This is a genomic window from Pelagibacterium halotolerans (assembly GCF_044811015.1).
Taxonomy (GTDB): Bacteria; Pseudomonadota; Alphaproteobacteria; order Rhizobiales; family Devosiaceae; genus Pelagibacterium; species Pelagibacterium halotolerans_A.
In genome coordinates, this window is the sequence record NZ_CP085243.1 from 1,643,707 (window position 1) to 1,660,775 (window position 17,069).

Genomic DNA, 17,069 nt, shown 5'->3' on the forward strand with positions numbered 1-17,069 from the left:
GGAGCGATCAATGCGGATCGCGGTCGGCGGCTTTCATACCGAGTCGAGCACCTACAACCCCGTCCTGGCGACAGCGGAGGATTTCGTTATCCTGCGCGGGACGGACCTTCTAAAGTCGTCGTACTTCGCCTTCCTCGAGGACTACGACGCGGAATTCCTGCCCACCTTCCATGCCCGCGCCGTTCCGGGCGGCCCGATTGCCCGGACGACCTATGATGCGTTCAAGGCTGAATTCCTCGAGCGCCTTGCGTCCTATGGCGAAATCGATGGCCTCTATCTCGCCCTCCACGGCGCGGCGTCGGTCGAGGACCTGGACGACGCCGAGGGTGATTTCATTGCCGCCGCCCGCACAGCGGTCGGCCCCGATTGCCCCATCGCCGCAAGCTACGATCTCCATGGCAACCTTACCCAGTCGATCATCGACAATCTCGATATGTATTCGACCTACCGCACGGCACCCCATATCGATGTCGAGGAAACGATGCGGCGCGCGGTGAGCATGCTCGTGCGGCGCCTTTCGACGGGCGAAACGCCGCACGTGATCTGGTGTCCCGTTCCTGTCGTGCTGCCCGGCGAAAAGACGGCGACGACCGACGAGCCGGCGAAAAGCCTTTACGCCCGCCTACCCGCAATAGACGCCCGTAAGGGCATATGGGACGCCTCCTTGATGGTCGGTTATGTATGGGCCGATCAGGCCCGTGCGACTGCAGCTTCCGTCATCACCGGCACCGATCCCGTGGCAATGGAAGAGGCTGCCAAGGAGTTGGCCACCGCCTACTGGAACGCGCGTCACGATTTCGGCTTCGCCGTCAAAACGGGTACCATCGCCGAATGCGTTGCCTGGGCCACCACGTCCGATACCGCGCCCGTCGTTCTCGCGGATTCAGGCGATAATCCCACCGCCGGCGGCGTTGGCGACCGGACAGATGTGCTCAAGGCCCTGATCGCGGCTGACGCCCAAGGCGTCGTCCTCGCGGCCATCGCCGACCGTCCGGCGACTGAAGCTGCCTATGCTGCAAGCGCAGGCAGCCGCATCACGGTCCAGATCGGCGCATCGCTCAGCCCCGAGGCGACCGAGCCGGTTACGATTGAAGCTGATATAGCCTTCCTAGTGCAGACCGATATACCCGCCGAACGCGAAGCCGTATTACAGATTGGTGGTATTCTCGCTGTCGTTTCAGCACGCCGGCGCCCCTATCACACCATCCCGGACTTCGAACGGCTTGGACTCGATCCCCGCAAGGCGCGGATCATCGTGGTGAAATCGGGCTATCTCGCACCCGAGCTCGCACCGCTCGCAAATCCAGTCCTTATGGCGCTCTCGCCAGGCGCCGTCGATCAGCATGTCGAGCGTCTCGCGCGCACCAAAAAGGCGCTCCCGACCTTTCCCTTCGACAAGGATTTTTCCTGGGAGCCGAAAGTCTACGCATCGATGCGACAAAAGCGTCAACTCACCTGAACCGAAGCGCGGAGCGGCGGCACATATTTGTGCCGGACAATTTTACAAGAGGCTACGGCATTTAGCCTGATGGCAAGGCTGTGGCATGACGTATTGCGTCTCCAGCCGGCCAACATCTGGCGGAACCCATGGAAGCGATCGACGTTGAGGGGACATGACTCTCCCCCTGCACGGCCTCAGTTTTGAGGAGATACGACCATGCTCTTGCCGGTTCCCAGGACCACCGCGATCTGCCGCGCGCTGATTGTATTTCTAACCACCGCCTTTTTGGCCCAACCAGCTTTCGCCTATGTCGGTCCGGGCGCCGGCCTCACAGCCATCGGGACGATGGTTGCGGTCCTGGCCGCGCTCATCTTGGCCCTTGTTGGTTTCATCTGGTATCCGCTCAAGCGCCTCATGCGCAGAAAACGCCCGGCGGACCAAATTGACGGTTCGAAATGATGGCGCTTGCTACCCTTGTCGCGGGGCTGATTGCTTTTGTTGCAGTGCTGAAAGGCCTCGCAGTCGAGCGCCATGCCGTCAGCGCAATCAGGATCGCCCAGAACGCCGTCAATGTGATCGCAGACCCCGAACTCAACGACGACGCCAAGGAAAAACATGTCCAGCGCGCGACGTTTTCGCTCCTCGGAAGTGTTGCGGTCCTGTTCGCTATCGGCGTCGCCGCTTGCCTGACTGCGGCGGCTTTCGTCGTTGGCGGTGGCCTTCTGGGTTTGGCCGATATCGACCAAACAGTCGGCATTGCGACGAGTTGGACATTCATTCTCTGGTCATCCGCTGGCGCCGTCCTGCTTTGGCTGGCCCTCACCAAACTTGGCGCGCGGCGCGGTGCCGGAGAGAGAGGCCATAAAGACGAGCGTGACGAGGTGCCCTATTCGCCTCTCGATAAAGCCCTCCACAATTTCGCCTTTGCCGCGCCGGAGCGCCAAATCACGCTTTCAGCGATGGAAGACCGGCTGTGGCGCCGTACCATCGAAAGCGCGTCCAGCGAACGGCCTGTCTTCATAACCTCCCTGCCGCGCGCGGGAACGACCATCCTCCTCGAACTTCTCGCCAACCAGAAAGAATTCGCCTCGGCCACGTACCGCAACATGCCCTTCACAATGGCGCCGCTGCTATGGGGCCGGTTCTCTGGGGTCTTCCGTAAGGCTGGCGAGAAAGCCGAGCGCGCGCATGGGGACGGGATTATCGTCGACTTCGACAGCCCCGAAGCCTTTGAGGAAATGATATGGATGGCCTTTTGGCCGCAACATTACGAAAGCGGCCGGATCGGGCTTTGGACGGAAAGCGACAGGAAGACGGATTTCGAATCCTTCCTCGCACGGCATATGCGCAAGATCGTCGCTGCTGCCCCCGGCGCACGACGCTATATCTCCAAGAACAACGCCAACGTCGCTCGGCTGCCATTGCTCTTGACCGCGTTTCCAGATGCGCAGGTTGTGATCCCCGTGCGCAATCCGGTTGCGCAGGTCGCATCTCTCATGCGGCAGCACCAGCGTTTTACCGAGTTGCACAGGCGCGATCGCTTTGCGCGGCAATATATGGAGGGAATCGGACACTTCGAGTTCGGCGCCGCGCTCAAGCCGATTGCGTTCCCCGGCGCACCGCAAAGCGCCGAAGGAGCGGAGCATGTGGATTACTGGCTAAGCTACTGGATTTGTGCTTACGAGCACATTCTAGACACTGCGCCGGTGGGAACCGCGTTTGTCGATCACGACGCGCTCAGCAACAATCCTGTGCTGCATTTACCGCGCCTCGCCGAGGCACTCGGTATAGGCGACCGGGGAAGTCTCCTCTCTGCCGCACCCATGTTCCGCGCTCCGAAAGCTCCGCCCAGCCTGCCTGGCGCATCGCCTGACCTCCTAAAGCGCGCGTTCGAACTGCACGCAACGCTCCGCGGGCGTGCGCTGCAGCCGGTACCGTTCGACAAGAAGGCTGGATGACCCGTGACACAATCTGCTCTCTCCAAGGAACGATCCCTTTTCGAGCGTGTAGGCCCTATTCTGTCGATGGCATCGCTCGCCGTTATCGCCGTGATCTATGGTATCGTTTCGTCCTGGTGGGGCTGGTTCCCCGCGCCGCAAGTCGGGCTCGCGCACCGTACCTATCTCGATCTGTCCAAGAACTGGCAGAACGATCTTGCGCTTGTGCCGACCAGGCATTTGGTGATGCCGGGTGGCGCCGATGCGGGTCCGGAACGCGGCCTTTCTGGCGTTCCGACCGGGGCCACCTCGGGAGGGTACACGCTTGTTGCGGGGCTGAGCGAGAACCAGGATCAGTCCTTCCACGCCGTCCGGCTCTACGATGGCGAAGGTAACGAGGTACACCGTTGGCCGATTTACTATGACCTGCTTGACGAAGAAAAGGAGCCGCAGAATGTCATGCTGCATGGCATGGAGGTGTTCGAGGACGGCTCCCTCGCAGTGACATTCGATGCTGGCAACGCCATTGCGCGGATCGATGCCTGCGGCCAACCGATGTGGACGGTTAACGGCAACTTCCACCATACCATCACGCGCGACGGCGAAGGCCAGCTCCTCACATGGCGGAACGATGGGGTTATTTGGCTCGACGAGAATACCGGCGAGATCCTTCATACCCTCGACGTCAAGGGCGACATGATGGTGGCGGACAACGGATCGCAACGTGCGCTGCTCAATATCCGGACCCGGACACCCGAAAGCGACCAGGGAGAGGTACGTTTCCTCGTTGATCCGTTTCACCCGAACGACGCCGAGCCTTTGCGTACGGACCTGGCGAATGCCTTTCCGATGTTCGAGACCGGAGACGTCCTGATCAGCCTGCGCGAACTTAATCTGCTCGCAGTGGCCGATCCCGAGACCGGGCGCTTCAAATGGTGGCAAGTCGGGCCATGGTTCAAACAGCACGATCCCGACTTCCAGCCGGACGGCACCATTACGGTCTACGACAACTCCACCGGTCTGGGCGCGAGCCGGGTTCTCCGAATTCGTCCGGGCGAAGACGGCATCGAGACAGTTTTCGCGGGATCGGAAGAGATCCCTTTTTATAGCTGGCGCCGAGGCAAGCACCAGGTCTTGCCGGATGGCAACGTGCTCCTGACCGAAGCGGAAGGAGGGCGTGTCCTCGAAGTCGCCCCCGACGGCGACTTAGTCTGGGAACGTCACATGGTTTGGGACGAGGAACACAACCTCATCATCACCGAAGCGCGATACGTTCCGGACGACTTTTTCGAAGACGGCATCCCCGAATGCACAGCGAGGTAAAAGAGAATTGCGCTCGTGCGCACGCTCAACCAGAAAATGACATTGCTGGGTCTGCCCCAGGCAAACATGCCACCTTCGGCGCCCTGTCCAGCCGGTATCCCGGCCTGCTATACTGCCCTTTCCGGATCACCGGAAAATCGGAGCAAGCGCAACGCATTGACGGTTACGAGCACAGTTGCACCGGTATCGGCCAGGATTGCCATCCAAAGCGGCGAGATACCGCTTAGCGTCGTGACCAAAAAGACGGCTTTGAGACCAAGCGCAAGAGCAATGTTCTGCCAGATGTTACCGACCGTTGCCCGGGAGAGACCGACCAGTTCGGCGACGCCCGTCACGCGGTTCTTGAGCAGGGCAGCGTCGGCCGTTTCCAACGCAACATCGGTGCCTCCGCCCATGGCGATGCCGACTGACGACGCCGCAAGCGCAGGCGCATCGTTGATGCCATCTCCAACCATGGCGATGCCGCCATGCGCCCGAAGTTCACCGATTGCCGAAAGCTTGGCGTCAGGCAAAAGGTCCGCTTTCGCCTCAAGACCGAGACTGCCGGCGATCGCATCGGCGGTGCACCGGTTGTCGCCGGTCAGCATCACGGTCCGGACGCCCAGAGCATTAAGCCGAGCAATCCCTGTTGCAGCGTCTTCACGTGGTTCGTCGCGAAGGGCGATCATACCAAGAAGGCGTTTGCCGGACAGCACCACCACCGCCGTCTTCCCCTCTCCCTCCAGCGCTTCAAGTTTTGCGCGGAGGCCTTCCGCGATATCTACCTGCTCGACCGCGTAGCGCGGTGAACCCACCGAGACGAAGCCTTCCTGAAGCCGTGCTGTAACCGCCTTGCCAGGGACGGCCACTGCTCCGCCGAAGCGCTTGGGCAGCTCCAGGCCGCGTTCTTGAGCGGCCTCCACAATTGCAGCGCCAAGCGGATGGCTCGAGTCGCTTTCGACGGCAGCAGCTTTCGCCAAAATTCCGGTCTCGTCGCCCTCGACGGCAACGACGTCCGTAACCCGTGGCCGCCCCACCGTCAGCGTTCCCGTCTTGTCGAAGGCGACGGTCCGCACCTTGCCGAGCATTTCCAGCGCCGCGCCGCCCTTGACCAGAAGGCCGTGCCGCGCTCCCGCGGCCAGGCCAGAGGCGATCGCCGCCGGTGTCGAGATGACCAGCGCACATGGACAGGCGATGAGAAGTGTCGCCAACCCGCGATAGATCCAGGTCCACCAATCGGCCCCAAGAAGGAGGGGTGGCGCGATCATGATGAGGGTGGAGACCGCCATGGCGGCGGGCGTATAGTACGTGCTGAAGCGATCGATAAATCGGGCCGTAGGCGCCTTCGAACTCTGTGCGTCTTCAACGAGGTGGATGATGCGGGCAATCGTGTTATCTGCCACCGTGCGCGTGATCTCCACCCGAAGCACGCCGTTGGCGTTAATGCTGCCGGCATAGACGGCACTGCCTTGCTCCTTCAGCACCGGCACGGATTCACCGGTCACCGCCGCCTCATCGAGTTCCGAACTGCCATCGATCACCTCGCCGTCCGAGGGCACGCGGTCTCCTGGCCGTACGACCACGATATCGCCGATCTCGAGCTCCTCGACGGGAATTTCCGTAACCGCACCGTCCCTTTCCCGGCGCGCCACACGCGGCACGAGATTCATCAATGCCTCAATGCCAGCCCGCGCACGACCGGAAGCGACGTTTTCCAACAACTCTCCCACGGCGAAGAGGAAGACGACGACAGCGGCTTCCGCGCCTTCGCCGATCGCAACCGCACCAGCTGCGGCAACCGACATAAGCGTTTCAATGCTGAATGGCGTACCGTGCCGCACGCCCGCTATCGCGCGCTGAAGGATCGGCAACACGCCCAGCAATGCCGCTGCCATATAGGCCCATTCGGCGAATTTGGGCACAATCGTCGCCACGAGGAAAGCAAGACACAGCAAAGCACCGGTGCCGATAACGAGCTGGCCTTTTCGCGTCCGCCACCACCGCTGTTCAACAGTCCTCGATCGCCTCGGCGAACCCTCCGTTCCGTCTTCATTTTGCATTGGGCGCGGCGTATAGCCGAGCGCGCGGATACGCTGCTCCACGGCCCTTCGGGACGTGCGGTCCTCATCGAAAACGAGCGAAAGCGTCTCCAGCCCGTAGTTCACGGTGATGGCGCTGACACCGGGCAGTCGCTTCAATCCGTTCTCGATCTTGAGAGCACAGGCGCCGCAATCCATGCCTTCGACACGGAGCTTGAGTGCTGTGGTGGCCTCGGCCGGCATGTGTCACCTCGACATATTCGATGCAACACCCTACATGCACCCTGTAGCAACTATAGGGTCAAGATCATGACGCGCGATACCTTCTCAATTGGTGATCTCGCGAAAGCGACCGGCACCAAAGTGGAAACCATCCGCTATTATGAACGCATCGGTCTCCTCCCGGAGCCGGCCCGGACGGCCGGGAATTATCGCAGCTATTCCGGCACACATATGGGCCGTCTCAGCTTCGTCCGCCGCGCGCGGGACCTAGGTTTCTCGATTGAGCAGATAAGGGGGCTTCTCGGACTGTCCGATCAGCGCGACCGCTCCTGCGCAGCGGTCGACGTAATCGCGCGCGAACACCTGGCGGATGTTGAGCGCAAGCTCGCCGACCTCGAGGCGCTCCGGCACGAATTGGCCAGCATCATCAACCAGTGCGGCCGTGGCACAATCGCGGAATGCCGGATCATCGACGCCCTGTCTCCCGAACGCTGAGGCGCCGGGTGGCGAAGGGCTCCGATCGGCAAGCGTGTGGATCAGATCATTACCCAGCCGCCATCGACGTTGATGGTCTGGCCGGTGATAAAGGACGACGACTCCGACGCAAGGAACATCAGGACCGACGCGATCTCGTCGGGCGTTCCACGCCGTTTGATCGCCTGATGCTCGAGAATACGCTGCTCGTAGGCTTCGAGATCGGGATGGATTTTCTCGGCATCTGTCGGGAACGCTCCTGGCGACACGGCGTTAGCGGTGATCCCGTACCTGCCGAACTCGCGCGCCCAGCCCCGGGCAAGCGCGATGAGCGCCCCCTTGGATTGAATGTAGGGCGTCAACCCTTCCCATCCCCCTGAGACGGTGATCGAAGCGATGTTGATGATCCTGCCCCAACCCTTCTCTTTCATATGCGGGAGAGCCGCCATGACACAGACAATGCCGGCTTCGACATTGATGCGCTGCACCATCTGGATTTCCTCGATGGTGAAATATTCGAAGGCTTTCGACGGATAGATCGCGGCGTTGTTGATGACGACGTCGAACCCGCCCGTTTCGCCCGACAGCCGCGCGAGCGTTGTCTGAAGCGTGCCGAGATCGGAAAGGTCGGTCTTTTCGATGGTGAGTCCGGAAAGCCCTTTTTCCTCAGCTTCGGTCTCTAACGCGGCGATCTTGTCCGGATCGTTATCCAGAACGACGACCCTGGCGCCGGTTTCGAGCATACGAAGCGTGGTCGGCAGCCCCAATCCGCCGGCGGCGCCGGTATATAGAATGGTCTTGCCCTTGAGCGAATTGAACCTGTCCTGCACGCCTTAACGTCTCCCTATGACCGCTCGGTGGTTACCCGATGGTTCAAGATAGTCATCGTCGGGCTGGCTGAATGCCAGCCCCCATCGGCAATACCCCAAATGATACCCCCAATTTGATGCGAAGCAAGGGTGAGCCCCGAGCTCCTATAAGTAGCTCAAACTCTCTAAACCATTGATTTTCCAAGTTCTAGGAGATGGCATGAGAAGGGGTAATGGTGCCGGGAAGTCAACGCGGTACAGCGGCGGTTCTTCCTTCTCCGGCCATCACCTCGACGCGACATACTCAATGCTGTCCGGTAATCCGTAGGCTTCAATACCTGCTGCGAGCATCAACCCTGCATTTCGCATATAAGCCAAATGCTCTTCGTTCTCGTTTTCAAAACGAACCGCCGTACCCTCCACCATGGACTTTAATGTCTCGTCGGCGTGCCTGAGTTGTTCGGGAAACTCCGACCGGATTGCTTCGATCGTTTCGAAGTCCGATGCACCACCAAAGAACTGCCACACGGCACGGAAAAAGCCACCAGCCTCGATAGCTTTCAGCTCTTCCATATGCTCAAGGGAAATGAAGGCCGGACGATATGCCACCGGATAGCTTTGCTCGGTCAGCAGTTGAATCCGGCGCGTTGTTCCGTTGCTCAGTTCGATCCCTGGGGCGATTTCAACGGGAACGGGTAGCTGCCGAAACAACCTGGCCAGATCGGCCTCGACCTCGGCCCCCACCGTGATGTTCTGCGACGTCTCGAACGTATAGCTCTCTCTGGCTTCAATGACCGTCGCCAGTATCCAGGGTATCGACCGCCACGGATCACTTGAGCTGTCTTGCATCAGCGTCCATTCAATGTGATCGCGACAGGCTTCGTTGGAAGTGTTCGCCAACCCAGTGGTAATTTCATCCCAAGTCATGCTGTGCGCCCGGGCGTCTGCAAAGGAAATGGAGAGCTTATCTCCGGTATCGACGCCGACACTGACCAAGGCCGAAGCGATATCCGGTAGACTGCCCGCGAACTCTGCTTCAAGCGTAGACTGATTTTGCTCAAAGTAACTCGGGAGCACCGTATCGACGGTATCGATGGGGGTTCCCGGGAAGCAATCCTCACTCCGGAATTGGAACTTGCGGATGGGATCGATGTAGATATCGCCGGGGATGTCTTCCTGAGGAAGTATGATGGGGAGCGCGTAGAGTTGCGTCGCAAAGTACGCTGCTCTGGCTGAGTCAAGAATAGTAGCCCGTTGCGCCACCGCACTTGATGCTTGAAACAGACCAAACGTTAGTACAGTGGCAGCAATAGCATATCGGCACAGTACGGGATTCATGGTGCCCTCCCCAAGCGTGCATTATCAATGCAATAGTGCCGTAGTTTTCGAGTGACGGCAACTTTGGCGTATGGCAACTCCCAATCTACTGGAAGAACTGACACGAAAACAGAACCCATCCGGGTGCTGTTTGACCTCAATATTCCGACGCCAACATTATCGTCAGCACACGGCTGGTGATCTCGGGATTAGCCGGATCATCAGACAGGAAGATTAGGGCGGGATCGTAGTAATCGATCTTCCAGCTGATCGAGAGGCCGCCCACCGTTGGGATGGCGCAGTTGTGCTCCCCGTAGTCGGTACGGTCTATCCTTGGCCTTGGCGCTTTTGCCAAGCGAAGTCAGAGAGGGCCATTGGGTAACGCCTCCTATGGGTAATGGGTAACACCCAGACCGTTACCCAATTTCAGAGGCGTTGCAAGGGTATGCGAGGAGCCGCTATGAGCAGCCAAAACCCGCTAAACCATTGATTTTCAACGATCTGGGAGATGATATGAGAAGCTATGGGAAGGGGTAATGGTGCCAGGGGCGGAATCGAACCACCGACACGCGGATTTTCAACGTGACTGAGGCTGCGGACGATGTTCGATCTTGCGCCACATAAGGCACGTCGGAGTTCAAGCCACACAATGTTCCGGCGCGACGGAGCCCAACACCCCGTGATGTCTTGCCATCAGCAATTGCAAAATGGCTTTGAACCCCGCGGTTACCCGGGGCTAAAGAGTAGATCCATTCATGTACTTCGTCCGCCCTTTAGCTCACCATTCACCCATCTTCGAAAGCTGTTCGGACCAGGCACCGTCTTCGCAGCGTTCTTGAAGGCTACGGCAGGAGTTTCTCCATCGAGTAGATTTCGAACAAGAAACGTCTGCACAAACTGGGACGAGATCGCGGCATGTACTGAATGAAAGGGAGCTATCACCTGTTCTACGAATGCTAGCTCCGAAAAGGATTTGGAAAAGGCTGCACGCCCGAGCTGGCAACATAAGAATGTGAACTTCCATTTTCTCTGCGGGTCGTGTGGCATCGCTTCTGCCAGCGCAGCAGGGCTAAGCGTGGAGTTCCCAACTCGGATTTCACCATCCTCAGAGCCGTGACCCACAAAAATCACGTGGTCAACGTCGTTAACAAAGTGGTTTTCCCAGATGTGCCTGATTTCAACCCCTGTTCTAACTTTGTAGGTTTTGACGAGAGAATCATCGCCGAACAGAAGCCTGCAATACTGAAGAATCGATTTCGCCAAAGGGTCCAGAACGACCTGCTCTGTCTGGAAATCGCCCAAAGTGACGATGCAAGCGCCAATCCTCTTGTGGGCATATTTCGTCGATATAGGGTCACTGATCTGCCCCCCAGGAAGATATATCTGGATAGACCTGTGTTGCCGATCCACAACGTTGGCCGAGTGGAAGGCTTTTCCGTTATCAGGCAGACCGTTTACTCGACTTGAGCAAACGTAGATATGATCACCCACCCCAATTCCCGATACCATTACTCTGTCCCCCAAAATACCGCCACATAGTAAACCCTGACAGAGCTTTGTCTCATCGTCATTATTTGGCGCATGAAGATGAAGCTCACTCCAAAGACAGTCGAACACCTTAAGGCCGACGACAACCGGCGCAACGAGGTGTGGGACCTGACGTTGCCCGCCTTCGGCTTGCGTGTCTACCCGAGCGGCCGCAAGTCGTTCTTCGTCATGGTGCGCGTCCGAGGCGAACAGAAGCGAAAAACAATCGGCACCTATCCGGCCGTCTCCTTAAAAGAGGCCCGAGACCGCGCTCGCGAAATCATCCGCAATGCCCAGTTCGGGATCCTCGACGAGGAACCCGAGGAGCAGAAGCTGACTTTCGGCGAAACGGTACCGATGTTCATTAAGCTTTACGCGAAGCCGAGGAACCGAGGTTGGAAGGAGACCGAGCGCATCCTTCTGGACAAGTTCCAGGCGCTCTCGAACAAACCGCTTGATCAAATCAAGCGCGCCGACGTCGTGCGTATCCTGGACGATCTGATCGCCTCCGGAACGCCTTATCGTGCGAACCGTGCTTTGTCGGCCATAAAGAAGCTGTTCGCGTGGGCATTGGACAGGGGCATGGTCGATGTTCACCCGGTTACAGGGCTGTCCCCATTGCATACCGAGGCGGCGCGCGAGCGGGTCCTGACTGACACTGAACTTTTGGCACTTATGGGCGCCGCTGGTACGGAAGGCTATCCGTTCGGCGACCTGTTTAAGGTGCTGGCTCTGACAGGCCAACGGCGGGGTGAGGTGTCGGGCATGCGCTGGTCGGAAATCGACCTGGAACGGGCTATCTGGACGATCCCGTCTGCGCGGTCGAAGAACAAGCAATCCCATGACGTGCCGCTCTCGCCTCAGGTACTGGCTATCCTCAAAGGCGTGCCGCGTTTTCTCGGCTCCGATTTCGTTTTTACGACCACAGGACGAACTCCTATTACAGGCTTCGGTCGCGCCAAGGACCGGATCGACGATGCTGTGGGCACCAGTGACTGGCGAACGCACGACTTGCGGCGCACGGTCGCCTCGGGCATGGCGCGGATGTCGATCCCGCCCCACGTCGTTGAAAAGGTTCTGAACCACAAGTCCGGAGTTATTTCCGGGGTGGCGGCCATTTACAATCGGTATGGCTACGAAAAAGAGAAGCGCGAAGCGCTTGAGAAATGGGCAGACTATGTAGAGGCGCTAGCGCGCGCCTCCGAACCGCCCGTTAGGGACGGGGCCTGTCGATCAGGGGCTGATTGAGTCTGCATAATACCGGCTTCGGTGCGCCATGCTATGCTGCGTGACGTTTACCTGTGATTCCGAACCCGATCGCCTTTAGCACCGCCAGCGTCGTTTCCAGCGTCGGATTACCGTTCTCGCTAAGCGACTTATATAGCTGTTCCCGTGCCAGTCCTGTCTCACGGGCAATCTTGGTCATGCCCTTTGCGCGCGCGACCACGCCCAGCGCTTTAGCGATATAGCGGGAATCTCCGCTCTCGAAGGCATCACTAAGAAAGATTTCGATCGCCTCATCCGATTTCAGCGCATCGGCAGGATCGTAGTTGTAGAGCTTTTCTGCCATTTTCAATCTTCCCATGCGGCCAAATCGATCTGTGATTTAAAAATCACGATCTGTCAACCTTAGAGATGCAAAGCAAGCCTTCGCAACCGAGAGCAACAGGGCTGCTGCGAACAGAACGGCGCATGCATCTTGAGAAGCCGGCAGACTTTGTAGAAACTCGCCGGGATCATTTGAATGGATTTCTTGATGCCCGGAGCGCTGACCAACCAAACCTGGCTGAGCTTGCGTGACACCGCCCGCGAGATCGGGCGTGAGTTGCTGGGGGACGATTGGCACGACGCTATCCTCGACCGCGACCGAAAGGCGGATAGCACTCTTGGGGAGGTCTATAAAGACCTGAGGAAGGTGCTCGACAGTACCGAGGTGACCGTGCATCTCGAAGACCACGAGCAGCGCATTCCCCTCGACCCTAAGGATCTCTATCACTTCGCTTCAAAGATCGACCTGAAGAGCAACACGATAAAATTGGGCAGATGGCCGGGCGAGGCCTTCAGGTGTTTCGTCAATGCGAAGGAGCTAGCTGATTTCCTGCAAAGGTATCGTCACACTCGGACGGGCACGTTGTCCTCAGATGAGCGCTACCGGCAGTGCCGCGACTGGTTGCGGGACCTGATGGTCAACCATCCGTCTGATAGCAAGCGCCCAACCAAGGCGGAGTTGTTCACTAAAGCCCAACGACGGTTTCAGATCGGCAAGCAACCGTTCCACGACGCATGGACTGAAGCCATCAAGTTGTCTGGCGTTAATTGGGCTAGACCTGGGCGTCCAAAATCATCCCGAAAATCGTCCCCCGCGATAAAATAAACCGCAATTTCAAAGCTGAAAAACTGCGCCACCCTCCTGTCCATACTGTGAAAGGAGGTGATCAAATGCGTGCGATACAGGGCAGTATGTCCCGCCGTCTCGTGGACTATAAGCAGCTCAAGGCCATGGGCATTCCATGGAGCCGTGAGCACATCTATCGGCTTGAGGCAAAAAACGCCTTCCCGAGGCGGCTTTATCTTTCACCACAGCGAATAGCCTGGTTCGAGGACGAGATACTCGAATTCCTCGATACCAAGGCTGCCGAACGGCATTCCCGAGAATACCCAACCCACGACTAGATGGCGTTCGCATCGTCAAACATATTTAAGGAGCGAGATGATGGAAGCGTTAAGTTTCGGTCGCGTCTGCCCTCCAGGCGACCGGCCATTGAAGAACCACTTCAGCGGCGCATATGGGTGGCGCAGATCTGCGCATGATTTTTGGAGCGAGTTTGAGCCCGGCAAGAAGTATACCTTCTGCGATGACTGGTTTTACGATGGTACGGATTTTATCGCCCGACTTGGGGAAGGCGACCCGGGCCACCGCGTTTGCGTCAATTCCGTATCGGCTCAAGGCAAGATCAAGCGCGAGGAGTTGGTCGATCCGAGCGACTTCAAAAAAACCAATGCGCGCTTGGAGGAGCTTGATCCGGTAAGGAATTCGCTGCTGTTCGATCCGGTCCTATGGCTGGATGAGGAGAGAATGGACACCACGCGTTTTGGCTGGGTGACATTGTCCGGAAGCCACCCTCTCAGCCTATTCCCCGAACCGGTGATCTATTGGGCCATCGGCTCGAATGCGTATCAAGCCCTGATACCCTGGCATCGACCGCTCACAGTCAAGGAGTCGTGCCAGAGGATCACCGAAGCCGTATTTCAAGGGCAGGAAGGAGAGGCAGAGTCTGGCGAGGATGATTTCCTTTATATGCCCGGCTCTCTGATCCATCTGGAAGGTCTACCCGCATTTACCGCCACGGTCTTATACGACGCGTTCGCGCTGGTCGACGGCATGTTCGCCGAGTACCGCTGGGTCGAGTACTGACTATGAGGGCGCCTTCGGGCGCCCTTTCCACTTTCACGACAGGAGAGTATAGCGATGACGATCATCGATCGCATCGACGGGGACATCGTATCCTCGTCGGCGGAAAAAGCTGCGCTTGCATGGGCTGAACTGGGCGTGCGCATCTTGGCCGTCTGGGGCGTCGAGAACGGCGTATGCGACTGCGGCAACCCGAATTGCGAGAATGTGGGCAAGCATCCGATCGGCCCAGCATTTCCGCATGGCCATAAGGATGCCACTACGAACCGGGCGGAGATTCGGCGCGTCTTCAAGAAGTACCCCGACGCCAATTTGGCAGTTGTCCCGCCCGAGGGTCTTGTGGTGCTCGATGTCGATGGCCCAACGGGCGCGAAGACGTATAGGTCGTTGGGGCTACCGGAGACAGCGCACCTCAAGACGGGTCGCGGAGCGCACTACTATTTCCGATACGAGGGATCGCTGCCCGACCGTGTGCCGCGTCTCGACGGTATCGATATCAAGACGGGCAACGGATACCTCGTTACGTCACCTAGCGACCATACGAGTGGCAAGCGCTACCGTTGGAACCGGTCTGGTCCGCGCAGAATTGCGACACTACCCAAGGATTTCTTCGCCGCCCCGGAATCAGCACCACGTACCGTGAACTTTTCGGAATCTACGTTGCGTGTAGGCCAGGGCGGACGAAACTCCGTATTGACGAGTTTTGCGGGATTCTTGCGGTATCGTGGCTTAGCCGAGAGTGCGCTCGAAAGAGTGCTTCAAGCTCTGAACGGTGAAGTCTGCACTCCACCTCTTTCAGATGGCGAAGTTGCGAAGATCGCCGAGAGCGTCGGGCGCTACGAGGTCGGCAGCGAGGATGCCTTCCTGTCCTTGGCCGATATCGAGGAGGAAGACGTTCAATATCTTGCCTATCCCTATCTGGTGCGTGGTGCTGCCAACCTGCTCGACGGCCATATGGGGCAAGGAAAATCCACATTTACGGCAGCGCTGGCAGCGGCAGTGACGACCGGAAAACCGCCACCCTTCTTGACTGAAATTGAGCAGGGTAATGTTCTGTTTCTCTCTGCAGAAGATGATGCGGCTCGGGCGTTGAAGCCGAGGCTAGTGGCCAACGGCGCCGACGTTTCGCGTATCCGGTTCCAGAACCAGCCCTTTACCCTCGACGACAAGGGCATGTTCCTACTCCGCCAAGAAGTCGAGGTGCATCGCCCTGCACTGGTCGTTATCGATCCGGTCATTGCCTACATGGACTCGGACATCGATGGCAACAGTGCCAACGATACCATGCGCTTCATCGTTAAGCTCGACTACTTGGCGCGTGAATTCGACACCTGCATCCTGCTTGTGCGCCACTTCCGCAAGGCCAAGACCGACACACCCATGCACCGCGGCGTTGGCTCGATCGCGCTTGCCGCGCGGGTACGGTCGGCTCTGATGCTCGGCACGCATCCCGAGGACGGCGACTTACGCCTCGTTGCACACGCCAAGGCCAACTATTCCATGCAGGGGCCAAGCATTGTGTTCGAATTGGCGAGTACCGGCGAGCGAAAGCCCTCCAAGGTCGTCTGGCACGACCTCCGGCCCGACCTAAGCGAATACGACATCGTGGACAAGCCGGAGGGGCAGCGTGGACGCCCCAGCGCCGAGCGAGACTTTGCCAAAGATTTTCTTCACCGTTCCCTTCAAGACGGCCCAATGGAAAAGCACAAGCTTGTGCATATGGCGGAAGCGCGAGGAATAACGCCACCCACCTTACGCCGTGCGGCGAATGAACTGGGCGTCATCAAGTTCAGAGGCGAAAGCGGTCGTTCGATGTGGCGCCGACCCGACGCCGGCGATCCGCCGACCAAGAAGGATTCGTAACGAGAAGCGGCCCGGCCACCGCGCCGGGCTTTTTTGTACCGACACCCACTTGCTCAAAATTCACCCACGTAGAGCAATTTTGAGCAAGTGCCGATGGGCGCACCAAGAGGACGTGCTGTTCCCGTGCACCGACCGCTATCTTATGAAACGTGATGCAACAACAGGAGCGGTACGATCATGAGACAGCCTGAGAGTCATCAGAAAATCCTTTACACTCGCGCTGACCTTCGGCGATTGGGCATCACGTTCTCGAACGCAACCTTGCTTCGGCAGGAGGCGGCGGGACGGTTTCCGCGGAGGATATACCTTTCTCCAGCCAGCGTGGCATGGGTCAGCGCGGAAATTCATGCTCACATCCAGAGCAAAATCGCCGACCGTGATGGAGGCGAGCCGACGCCATGACCGGCAATTTGCTGAACCCACATCCGGGGGAAGTGCTACTTGAGGAGTTCCTGAAGCCGATGGGTGTCAGCCAGAATGCTCTTGCGCGTGCTGTACATGTGCCCCCGCGCCGCATCAACGAGATTGTTTTAGGTAAGCGGGCGATGACCGCTGACACGGACCTGCGCCTCGCGCGCTACTTCGGCATGTCCGAGGGCTTCTTCCTCGGGCTTCAGGTTGATTATGACCTGATGGAACGTCGCCGAGAAATCGAGGGGGAACTAAACAACATTACTCCTAGACACGAATACAGAAGCGGCTAGCGGACCACCACCTCGGCAGTCG

At 58.6% G+C, this 17,069-nt stretch carries 18 protein-coding genes; 12 read left to right on the forward strand and 6 right to left on the reverse strand.

What is annotated here, in order from left to right; all coding sequences use genetic code 11:
* Nucleotides 1-10: 10 nt before the first annotated feature.
* The 4 genes from LG281_RS08135 to LG281_RS08150 all read left to right on the forward strand — a co-directional run bounded on the left by LG281_RS08135 (nucleotide 11) and on the right by LG281_RS08150 (nucleotide 4,701).
* Nucleotides 11-1,459: a M81 family metallopeptidase gene (locus LG281_RS08135; RefSeq protein ID WP_404406148.1), complete on the forward strand. Its 1,449-nt coding sequence runs from the start codon at nucleotides 11-13 to the stop codon at nucleotides 1,457-1,459.
* 198 nt (nucleotides 1,460-1,657) lie between these two features.
* Complete coding sequence (locus tag LG281_RS08140; protein WP_404406150.1) at nucleotides 1,658-1,900, forward strand: hypothetical protein; 243 nt, start codon at nucleotides 1,658-1,660, stop codon at nucleotides 1,898-1,900.
* Complete coding sequence (locus LG281_RS08145) at nucleotides 1,897-3,399, forward strand: sulfotransferase (protein ID WP_404406152.1); 1,503 nt, start codon at nucleotides 1,897-1,899, stop codon at nucleotides 3,397-3,399. The genes LG281_RS08140 and LG281_RS08145 overlap by 4 nt, the downstream gene beginning before the upstream one ends.
* A 3-nt stretch (nucleotides 3,400-3,402) precedes the next feature.
* Nucleotides 3,403-4,701, forward strand: coding sequence for an arylsulfotransferase family protein (locus LG281_RS08150; RefSeq protein WP_404406154.1), 1,299 nt, complete (start codon nucleotides 3,403-3,405; stop codon nucleotides 4,699-4,701).
* Nucleotides 4,702-4,808: 107 nt separating this feature from the next.
* Here LG281_RS08150 and LG281_RS08155 read toward each other — a convergent pair whose 3' ends face one another.
* A complete protein-coding gene (locus LG281_RS08155) occupies nucleotides 4,809-6,962 on the reverse strand; it encodes a heavy metal translocating P-type ATPase (RefSeq protein ID WP_404406156.1) in 2,154 nt (717 codons plus the stop codon).
* 66 nt (nucleotides 6,963-7,028) lie between these two features.
* On the opposite strand from LG281_RS08155, the gene LG281_RS08160 reads away from it, so the two are divergent.
* The gene (locus LG281_RS08160; RefSeq protein ID WP_404406158.1) at nucleotides 7,029-7,436 is read left to right on the forward strand and encodes a helix-turn-helix domain-containing protein; all 408 of its coding nucleotides are present in this window, start codon (nucleotides 7,029-7,031) and stop codon (nucleotides 7,434-7,436) included.
* 41 nt (nucleotides 7,437-7,477) lie between these two features.
* Here the strand turns inward: LG281_RS08160 and LG281_RS08165 are convergent, their stop codons facing one another.
* From LG281_RS08165 to LG281_RS08180, 4 genes are all read right to left on the reverse strand, one after another.
* Nucleotides 7,478-8,245: an SDR family NAD(P)-dependent oxidoreductase gene (locus tag LG281_RS08165; RefSeq protein ID WP_404406160.1), complete on the reverse strand. Its 768-nt coding sequence runs from the start codon at nucleotides 8,243-8,245 to the stop codon at nucleotides 7,478-7,480.
* Between the two features lie 264 nt (nucleotides 8,246-8,509).
* The gene (locus LG281_RS08170) at nucleotides 8,510-9,562 is read right to left on the reverse strand and encodes a hypothetical protein (RefSeq protein WP_404406162.1); all 1,053 of its coding nucleotides are present in this window, start codon (nucleotides 9,560-9,562) and stop codon (nucleotides 8,510-8,512) included.
* 136 nt (nucleotides 9,563-9,698) lie between these two features.
* Nucleotides 9,699-9,896, reverse strand: a complete 198-nt coding sequence (locus tag LG281_RS08175; RefSeq protein WP_404406164.1) for a DUF3768 domain-containing protein — start codon at nucleotides 9,894-9,896, stop codon at nucleotides 9,699-9,701.
* Between the two features lie 398 nt (nucleotides 9,897-10,294).
* Nucleotides 10,295-11,050 carry a hypothetical protein gene (locus tag LG281_RS08180; protein ID WP_404406166.1) on the reverse strand — a complete coding sequence of 252 codons (756 nt, stop codon included), beginning with the start codon at nucleotides 11,048-11,050 and terminating at the stop codon, nucleotides 10,295-10,297.
* A 72-nt stretch (nucleotides 11,051-11,122) separates the two neighbouring features.
* Here LG281_RS08180 and LG281_RS08185 point away from each other — a divergent pair, with 72 nt between their 5' ends.
* Nucleotides 11,123-12,316: a tyrosine-type recombinase/integrase gene (locus LG281_RS08185; RefSeq protein ID WP_404406168.1), complete on the forward strand. Its 1,194-nt coding sequence runs from the start codon at nucleotides 11,123-11,125 to the stop codon at nucleotides 12,314-12,316.
* Nucleotides 12,317-12,347: 31 nt separating this feature from the next.
* On the opposite strand, the gene LG281_RS08190 is transcribed toward LG281_RS08185, so the two are convergent.
* Nucleotides 12,348-12,638 (reverse strand): addiction module antidote protein, encoded by a 291-nt coding sequence (locus LG281_RS08190; protein ID WP_404406170.1) that lies wholly within the window; start codon nucleotides 12,636-12,638, stop codon nucleotides 12,348-12,350.
* Nucleotides 12,639-12,812: 174 nt separating this feature from the next.
* Between LG281_RS08190 and LG281_RS08195 the strand changes: the two genes are divergently transcribed.
* From LG281_RS08195 to LG281_RS08220, 6 genes are all read left to right on the forward strand, one after another.
* Nucleotides 12,813-13,442 (forward strand): hypothetical protein, encoded by a 630-nt coding sequence (locus LG281_RS08195; RefSeq protein ID WP_404406172.1) that lies wholly within the window; start codon nucleotides 12,813-12,815, stop codon nucleotides 13,440-13,442.
* A 65-nt stretch (nucleotides 13,443-13,507) separates the two neighbouring features.
* Complete coding sequence (locus tag LG281_RS08200; protein WP_404406174.1) at nucleotides 13,508-13,741, forward strand: helix-turn-helix transcriptional regulator; 234 nt, start codon at nucleotides 13,508-13,510, stop codon at nucleotides 13,739-13,741.
* Between the two features lie 88 nt (nucleotides 13,742-13,829).
* Entirely contained in the window at nucleotides 13,830-14,483 is a 654-nt protein-coding gene (locus LG281_RS08205; protein WP_404406176.1) for a hypothetical protein, read from the forward strand.
* 54 nt (nucleotides 14,484-14,537) lie between these two features.
* Complete coding sequence (locus LG281_RS08210; protein WP_404406178.1) at nucleotides 14,538-16,343, forward strand: bifunctional DNA primase/polymerase; 1,806 nt, start codon at nucleotides 14,538-14,540, stop codon at nucleotides 16,341-16,343.
* Between the two features lie 177 nt (nucleotides 16,344-16,520).
* Nucleotides 16,521-16,745, forward strand: a complete 225-nt coding sequence (locus tag LG281_RS08215) for a helix-turn-helix transcriptional regulator (protein WP_404406180.1) — start codon at nucleotides 16,521-16,523, stop codon at nucleotides 16,743-16,745.
* Nucleotides 16,742-17,047 carry a HigA family addiction module antitoxin gene (locus tag LG281_RS08220; protein ID WP_404406182.1) on the forward strand — a complete coding sequence of 102 codons (306 nt, stop codon included), beginning with the start codon at nucleotides 16,742-16,744 and terminating at the stop codon, nucleotides 17,045-17,047. The genes LG281_RS08215 and LG281_RS08220 overlap by 4 nt, the downstream gene beginning before the upstream one ends.
* Nucleotides 17,048-17,069 lie beyond the last annotated feature (22 nt).

Bases quoted from the DNA above. Each gene is read 5' to 3' on its own strand.
- LG281_RS08210 (WP_404406178.1), top strand. From the start codon at position 14,538: ATGACGATCATCGATCGCATCGACGGGGACATCGTATCCTCGTCGGCG.
- LG281_RS08155 (WP_404406156.1), bottom strand. From the start codon at position 6,962: ATGCCGGCCGAGGCCACCACAGCACTCAAGCTCCGTGTCGAAGGCATG.
- LG281_RS08140 (WP_404406150.1), top strand. From the start codon at position 1,658: ATGCTCTTGCCGGTTCCCAGGACCACCGCGATCTGCCGCGCGCTGATT.
- LG281_RS08180 (WP_404406166.1), bottom strand. From the start codon at position 11,050: ATGGTATCGGGAATTGGGGTGGGTGATCATATCTACGTTTGCTCAAGT.
- LG281_RS08190 (WP_404406170.1), bottom strand. From the start codon at position 12,638: ATGGCAGAAAAGCTCTACAACTACGATCCTGCCGATGCGCTGAAATCG.
- LG281_RS08170 (WP_404406162.1), bottom strand. From the start codon at position 9,562: ATGAATCCCGTACTGTGCCGATATGCTATTGCTGCCACTGTACTAACG.
- LG281_RS08220 (WP_404406182.1), top strand. From the start codon at position 16,742: ATGACCGGCAATTTGCTGAACCCACATCCGGGGGAAGTGCTACTTGAG.
- LG281_RS08185 (WP_404406168.1), top strand. From the start codon at position 11,123: ATGAAGATGAAGCTCACTCCAAAGACAGTCGAACACCTTAAGGCCGAC.
- LG281_RS08195 (WP_404406172.1), top strand. From the start codon at position 12,813: ATGGATTTCTTGATGCCCGGAGCGCTGACCAACCAAACCTGGCTGAGC.
- LG281_RS08215 (WP_404406180.1), top strand. From the start codon at position 16,521: ATGAGACAGCCTGAGAGTCATCAGAAAATCCTTTACACTCGCGCTGAC.
- LG281_RS08145 (WP_404406152.1), top strand. From the start codon at position 1,897: ATGATGGCGCTTGCTACCCTTGTCGCGGGGCTGATTGCTTTTGTTGCA.
- LG281_RS08135 (WP_404406148.1), top strand. From the start codon at position 11: ATGCGGATCGCGGTCGGCGGCTTTCATACCGAGTCGAGCACCTACAAC.
- LG281_RS08160 (WP_404406158.1), top strand. From the start codon at position 7,029: ATGACGCGCGATACCTTCTCAATTGGTGATCTCGCGAAAGCGACCGGC.
- LG281_RS08200 (WP_404406174.1), top strand. From the start codon at position 13,508: ATGCGTGCGATACAGGGCAGTATGTCCCGCCGTCTCGTGGACTATAAG.